This is a genomic window from Candidatus Schekmanbacteria bacterium (assembly GCA_003695725.1).
Classification (GTDB): domain Bacteria; phylum Schekmanbacteria; class GWA2-38-11; order GWA2-38-11; family J061; genus J061.
Window position 1 is genome coordinate 1 of the sequence record RFHX01000344.1, and the last position, 4,700, is coordinate 4,700.

At 36.9% G+C, this 4,700-nt stretch carries 3 protein-coding genes; all 3 read right to left on the reverse strand.

Going from position 1 to position 4,700, the window contains the following annotated elements; all coding sequences use genetic code 11:
* Nucleotides 1–117: 117 nt before the first annotated feature.
* A complete protein-coding gene (locus D6734_12545; GenBank protein ID RMF92330.1) occupies nt 118–1,608 on the reverse strand; it encodes a diguanylate cyclase in 1,491 nt (496 codons plus the stop codon).
* Between the two features lie 153 nt (nt 1,609–1,761).
* The gene (locus tag D6734_12550; GenBank protein RMF92331.1) at nt 1,762–2,244 is read right to left on the reverse strand and encodes a nuclear transport factor 2 family protein; all 483 of its coding nucleotides are present in this window, start codon (nt 2,242–2,244) and stop codon (nt 1,762–1,764) included.
* A gap of 182 nt (nt 2,245–2,426) precedes the next feature.
* Nucleotides 2,427–4,691 (reverse strand): inorganic phosphate transporter, encoded by a 2,265-nt coding sequence (locus D6734_12555; GenBank protein RMF92332.1) that lies wholly within the window; start codon nt 4,689–4,691, stop codon nt 2,427–2,429.
* Nucleotides 4,692–4,700: the final 9 nt, after the last annotated feature.

Sequence of the window (4,700 nt, forward strand, 5' to 3'; positions counted from 1 at the left end):
CTATGTAGAAATAGAAGTATTGATGCAAGGAAAAATATGATTTATGAAAAGAGTAATTGTCACAGCAAAAAGGATATACGACTTAATAAAGTAGTTGGATAACGCACTATGAGATGATTACTTTTCTTTTTGGATTATCTCTTTGAGACATTGAAAAACGTCTTTGTCAATTTTACCCTTTTCTGTTTCATTGTATATGATAGCAAGGGCTTCCTCTTTGCTTTTTGCCTTTCTATAAGGCCTTTCTGAAATCAAGGCTTCATACATATCTACAACAGCAATAATCCTTGCTGTAATAGGTATTTCTCTTTTACGAAGACCATTAGGGTAACCGCTTCCATCGAGTCTTTCATGATGATGGCGTATTGCATCCAATGATTCAGGAAATAGATTTTTTAGCGGCGCAGCCGCTGTACAGCTTAAATCAGGATGTCTTCTTATTATTTCCCATTCTTTTCTATTTAGCGGCTTTTTCTTATTTAGGATTTTTTCAGGAATGCCAATCTTTCCTATATCATGTAAAATAGCCGCAACTCTGACAGCATCTATGATTTTTTTATTGAAGCCGAGTTTCTTTGCTATTTTTTCTGCCAACCTTGCTGTGTCGGGAATATTATTCAACCCAATCGAGCTTCTCTTTTCAGCCAAATTTGCAAGTGACATTACAGTCGTCTCTGCTGCAGATAGTTTTTTATTTAGCTTTTTCAGATTTATCAGGTTTTTGGTTCGGGCTATGATTTCAGGCCTATTGAATGGTTTGGTTATAAAGTCATCAGCACCTGCTTCCAGACTTTTATACTTTGATTCTTCATCATTTAGTGAAGTTACCATTATTATAGGAATTTCTGCTGTTTTTTTATTATTTTTAATAGTGCGGCAAACTTCATATCCATTTATTTCCGGCATAATTATATCGAGGAGAATTAGGTCGATATCAGTCGATTTCAGGAGTGAAAGGGCTTCTATTCCACTTTTTGCAGATATGATATTGTAATCAAGAGGAGACAAGATGTCTGCTATCATTCTGATAGACAGCGGAGAATCGTCGACGATGAGAATAGTCGCTTTTTTATCGAGTTCAGATGAAATATTCTTTTCTAAATAGTGAACTCGATTTTTCCCGCTGATTTTTGCATGATGAAGTGAGTGTTTGACATTGTTTATAAGTTCGATATGATTTTCTCCATCATCTGGAAAGAAAGCAAAACCGGCGCTTATTGTGATTTTCCCGTTAAAATCGTTTTCAACTTTCAGCCGAATGTCTTCAAGGCAATTGAGATGTTTTTCAGCTGATGCCCCATCGAAAATGACTGCAAATACATCACCGCCATATCTTGCGCAAAAATCATTTTCAGTAAGATGCTCTCTGATTGTTTCTGAAATTTTCTTTAAAGCTTCGTTCCCCTTTATAGAACCAAGGGAGCGGTTATAAAGTGAAAATGAATCGATATCGATTAGTGCAATCCCAAAAGGAGTTTTATTTTCATTTGAGACAATCTTTTTTTGAAGGAATTCTTGAAAGTAGTTATGATTATACAGCCCTGTCAAGTTATCTTTTAGGAGTAAATTGCCTCTTGTAATGTCGTAAATTTTCCCGATCTTTTTCATATAATTCTTAGTATAATCAGTTAACTGATTTATTATCGGAAGTCTTGTCTATTTGCTTAAAGAGGATAGTTTTTGGGAGGCAATTGTAAAGGAGGTAATGAGTTATTGAATGAAAAGCCCTCCCAATAATAGAGAGGGCTTATATTTCATCGATTAATCTTCAAGTCCGCTCCAAGGCGCTTTATGCCATCCATCTTCGTATGCAGTTACATAGAAGAGTGTGAGTTTCATATGGCTCATTCTCCACTTTCCGTCATCACCTTTCCTATATTCATCGTCTTCGAGTCCGCATATCCATACTCCCTTGCCATTTGCCATCGTGCTTGTCTGCCACAGGTACCAATTCGCTTTTGCAGTTTTTTCACTTGTCAATGTTATCCTCGGCTGTAGAAAAAAGTGCGCTCCAAAAACAAGAGATTTACTTGCATTCTGGAAAAATTCTTTTATCTCTTTATGGCCAGTGTATTTGCCAAATCTTTCTCCACCGTCCCAGACTGCATCCTCAGTAAATATTTCCATCATCTTTTCAGGGTTATAAGAGTCATCGCAGTATGCAGCATATGTTGCTTTCAGCTGCTTTATTGCTTCTATGTCTTCAAGTGCTTGAATTCGTTTTTCAAGGTCTTCTATACTCATTTTAACCTCCTTTTTGTTTAATAGATTATTAAAAGAATACCCTCACAAAAATATGGCGCTTACAAGGAATAGAAAAATATGTTTAGCCAATCTTTTCATTTTTTTTAAAGATTTGCGTTTCAAATTTATACAGCAGGCATTAAATGTGTGTCAAGCATATTACATGTTAAAAATATTTATTGCTAATTCACTCTAATTTCTATTGATTCTTCCAGTGTGCCAAAGGTGTCAGAAAGGATTTCCATCAGTTTGAGATTTTGTTTTGAAAGCATTAGGGCATTGCCTACTATGGAATAAAATAGAATGCTGTGCCTTGTCTTTGATTTACCATTTCTTATGCGCTCAATCTGATTCTGATTGAGCTTTTCAGCAAGCTCTTTCAATTCCTTATCTTTCTTTACCACATTTTCATATTGAGACATATCCTTACTGCAAAGAGCATTTTCAGCATGAAGCATTATTTCATTGAAGATTATCATTACTTCTTTTAATTCATTTATCTGCACATCGAGAAGCATTTTGTGGTGGTCTGCAACATGATTGTAACATCTTAATACAATGTCGCGATAGCCGTCTGAAAGCCGTTGAATTCTGCGTATCGTTTGTCCATAGTTGTATGAGCGGGCGGCATCACTCTTTTGGAGAAGGCGCATACATTTAAAAATATTGGCAATCGTAATATTTGACCATCTTTGTATCTTCTTTGTTTTTCGCCTTTCCCTATTTAGTATATATTCATTATGGACATACAATGCTTTCAGGGTTTCATCCAAGGAAATACGTATTTCGTGAATTAATAATCCGATATGTTCAAAGGTTATAGAAATTGAACTTTCTACATCGGTTATTTTTTTCAGGTTGAAGACCAATTCCTTTTCTTTATATTCCCACTCCTCACTGTGCCTTCTATGGTTTTTAAGAATGATCAGTCCGTCGGCAACTGCAATTACAATAAAACCAATTGCTCCGCCGTAAAATAGGACAGAAGCTACAGCAAAAGAAAGTATGAAGGCAGACATAGCGGTGAAAAACCATCCTGTAATTACGGTAATAACTCCTGATACTCTGTAAACTGCACTTTCCCGTCCCCAAGCTTGGTCAGCAAAAGATGTCCCCATTGCTACCATAAAGGTAACATAGGTTGTTGAAAGCGGCAGTTGATGAGAAGTTGCATAAGAAATCAGCGCGCTTGCTACCATCAAATTTACTGATGCCCGCAGGAGGTCAAAGGATGGACGATGTTCTGCATCTGTATCTACTTTGTATTTTGTAGTGTCAAGCCGCTTTCTGAACCATTCTTGAAGAGCTAAAGGAGATATTTTTTTGATAAAATTGAAAAAATTAAGCGCCATCCTAACAATTATGCGCGATATTATTGCTGATTCATATTTTTCTTCGCCTTCATATTGTTGGGCGAGACTAATTTCAGTGCTCGAAACAGTCCTTGCTTTTTTTGATATCCAGAGTGTCGCTACCATTATTAATCCTGCAATAAGAAGAAAAGCTGTTTCAGCAGGCACTTTTTGTTCGAGCGCTTCCATTGTGGAAGTAAGGGGGTTTGGTGTTGATATGGCGCTTCTGTATGAATGATAGCCTGCCATCGGCACTCCTATAAAGTTGACAAGGTCATTTGCAGCGAATGCCATTGCAAGGGCAAAGGTTCCTATCAAAACAATTGGTTTGAAGATGTTTATTTTGAAGATTATAAGAAGTTGAAGAATGACTGCTGAAACAAGAAAGATTGAAAATAAAATCAATGAGCTGTTGTCTTTTATTTTCTCAACCGTTTCAGGTGTTATGAATGAAGCTCCTTTTGCACCTTTTATGAGAATAAAATAGGTAATTGATGCCATTGCTACACCGCCCCATAATCCTCCATAGCGGCGCTGGCTTTGACTGTAATCGAATGTAAAAAGAAGGCGGGTAAAAAATTGTGTAACTGCGCCGCATAGGAATGCGACTATGACTGAGAGGAGAATTCCGAAAATAATTACCATTGCCTTGCTTGTATTTATGTATTGACCAAGGAGAATCAATCCTTCCTTTTGCTGAATTATTTTTAAAACTGAAACTGCTACAGCTCCGCCAAGCAGTTCGAAAACAACGGATACAGTTGTTGATGTGGGTAGGGCATATGTGTTGAAAAGGTCGAGCAAAACAATATCCGTTAGCATTACGGCAAGAAAGATTGTCAAAAGATTTGGCATTGTGAAAAATTTGGGATGGAAAATGCCTTTGCGCGCTACTTCCATCATTCCGCTTGAAAAAACGACGCCCATCAAAATACCAAGACTTGCAACAGACAAAATAATATAACGAGGCGCTACCTTGGAGCCAAGTGAAGAATTGAGGAAATTAGATGCATCGTTGCTAACGCCAACTATTAAGTCCAAAACAGCGAAGAGGCCCAAGAAAAGGACAGCAAAAAAATATAACTCTATAGTCATAATTTTATA

What these genes read in the sequence shown, in the direction of transcription:
- D6734_12545 (RMF92330.1), bottom strand. Translation starts at nt 1,608, where the DNA reads ATGAAAAAGATCGGGAAAATTTACGACATTACAAGAGGCAATTTACTC.
- D6734_12550 (RMF92331.1), bottom strand. Translation starts at nt 2,244, where the DNA reads ATGAGTATAGAAGACCTTGAAAAACGAATTCAAGCACTTGAAGACATA.
- D6734_12555 (RMF92332.1), bottom strand. Translation starts at nt 4,691, where the DNA reads ATGACTATAGAGTTATATTTTTTTGCTGTCCTTTTCTTGGGCCTCTTC.